The sequence below is a fragment of the Streptomyces mutomycini genome, from assembly GCF_001700505.1.
Lineage (GTDB): Bacteria > Actinomycetota > Actinomycetes > Streptomycetales > Streptomycetaceae > Streptomyces > Streptomyces mutomycini.
In genome coordinates, this window is the sequence record NZ_MAPV01000389.1 from 1 (window position 1) to 1,899 (window position 1,899).

Sequence of the window (1,899 nt, forward strand, 5' to 3'; positions counted from 1 at the left end):
AGCCGCGGGGGCAGTTGCGGGGCTTGGCGCCGAGTTCCGTAAATCGTCTAGCACTTTCCACCCCTGCCCACCGCGCTCCAGCCTACGAACGAACTGCTCAGTCTGAACTTCCCTCCCCACCCCTACCGGGGGCAGGAGGTTGCATTCCGCCGCCGACCCGCTGACCGGGTGGGGGCACCTTTTTTCCGCACCGCCACTGCCCTACCCCCGTGCGCCCTGAAGCGGGGCTACGCCTACCGAATAGAGGACCCATGCAGCAGCAGCCCAACCCCAGCGAGCCGAACACTCGAATCGTGACGGCTCTCCTCGGCACGGTCGTAATCGGCCTCATCGCAGTGAGCTACCCCATGTTGATTCCCGCCCTCACGGTGGCGTGCGCCGCGTTCATGGCGCTCGCCATCATCCTCAAGCTGTGAGGGCCGGAGAGGACACCACGTCGCCTCATGACTAGTCGAGAACTACGTCGCAGAGCCCGTATCTATCAGGGGTTGCGTCTCTAACCACTTGTCCTCGAACCCTTGAGCACAGCCGCACCCGGCTGATGCTCTCACCGCAGCCACGCCCCGTCATCACGGGCGCTTGTCATTCCCGTCCGGACCTGCCCTGGCTCCGTGCGCCCTGAAATTGGAGACCCTTCATGGACCACATCGCTCTCGCCACAGCCCTCATCGTCGGAAGCGGCCTGCTCTGCGCCACCGCCGTCTGCATCGTCGCCATCTGCCGAGCCCACCGGACAGACGTCGTCGCCGTCGTGCGGGCGCTGCCGGAACTCGCTCTCACCTTGGTCCGCCGACGACGCCGGTAACGCTCCCGGGGTGGGCCTCCGGCCCAATAACAACTCCCCGAGCCGCAGACTGGCCACCAGGGTTGGTCCTAGATGGAGCAGGGTTCCGGGCGGTGGACCGCCCGGAACAGCCGCGTTGCCTGGTCCTGGCTTACATGCTGCGGCGATGGCCTGCGCCTGGTGCTCGAGGTCCAGCCTGACGAGCGTGACCTCGGTACGGTCAACCGCGCAGACGGCTCGGCCCGGCTGAAGCGAACAGCCCGGGTGCGGTCATCCCTCCACCCTGCTTCCGGCTCGTACTGGGTGCCACCAGAAGGAGTGCTGAGATGCAGTGTCAGGTGGAAACCTGAGGGGGCGCGTAGGTGATGCCGACGTCTCCGGCGGAGGTCGCGGCGAGAACCACAACCTTCCAGATCGCGCCGGGAAGGCCAGCCCGGGGACCGTCGCAGGCTTCGTTGAGGAGATCCACGGTCAATCCCACGGACTTGCCCTCAGGCGCTTTTGCCGAGAAATTGACCTGCTCCGCCGCCCATGGGCCCCCTTCAACAGAGGCGAACTTCACCAGGGCGTGGTATGCCGTGAAGTCTTCGCGGTTCCGAGTGAGGATAAGAGTGCCCGGCCGCAGGTCGATGCCGACACGGACCTGAATGTCATCCGGGGCAACGAAGGGGTCGCCAGTGGCGTTCAGATCCACGCTGCTCTCCAAGGGCTGAGGTGGCAGTTCAGCTACTCAGCATGGCAGCTGACCGCCCGTCGGCTGACGTTCCGGCCGAAGCAATGGGGCCCTGGTCGGACGAGCGAGCCAGCGAGCCAGTAAGTCGGCGAGTCAGCAAGCTGGCTAGCTGACGAGCCACTCTGACCAGCAGAAGCCCCGCACCGAGCGGCGCGGGGTTTTGCTGTGTGGTCAGTTCGTGATCCGCACGGACGTCACCCGGTCGGAATGGATGCGGTGGGCCTTGCGGCCGGCGGGCGACTGCATGAGTCCGGTGGACGACCGCTCGATCATCGACACGTGCACGGACAACGGAGCGGGCACGCGTATCGAGTACCCCTGTCCCCGGCGGATCGTTTGCCCGCCCTCGAGGAAGCGGCGGATCGCCTCGTCTCCGGAGTCC

General features: G+C 66.1%; 3 protein-coding genes and 1 pseudogene. 2 read left to right on the forward strand and 2 right to left on the reverse strand.

The genetic code is table 11. The features are described 5' to 3' along the window. The first annotated feature begins 251 nt into the window (after positions 1–251). Both BFF76_RS33230 and BFF76_RS33235 read left to right on the forward strand, forming a co-directional pair. On the forward strand, positions 252–416 hold the full coding sequence (locus tag BFF76_RS33230; RefSeq protein ID WP_157840951.1) for a hypothetical protein: 165 nt from the start codon (positions 252–254) through the stop codon (positions 414–416). Between the two features lie 221 nt (positions 417–637). After that, positions 638–805, forward strand: coding sequence for a hypothetical protein (locus tag BFF76_RS33235; protein ID WP_167359552.1), 168 nt, complete (start codon positions 638–640; stop codon positions 803–805). A gap of 313 nt (positions 806–1,118) precedes the next feature. On the opposite strand, the gene BFF76_RS30620 is transcribed toward BFF76_RS33235, so the two are convergent. Both BFF76_RS30620 and BFF76_RS33435 read right to left on the reverse strand, forming a co-directional pair. Further along, positions 1,119–1,478: a hypothetical protein gene (locus BFF76_RS30620; protein ID WP_065849511.1), complete on the reverse strand. Its 360-nt coding sequence runs from the start codon at positions 1,476–1,478 to the stop codon at positions 1,119–1,121. A gap of 210 nt (positions 1,479–1,688) precedes the next feature. Beyond that, a pseudogene (locus tag BFF76_RS33435) lies at positions 1,689–1,899 on the reverse strand (hypothetical protein); the annotation flags it as partial.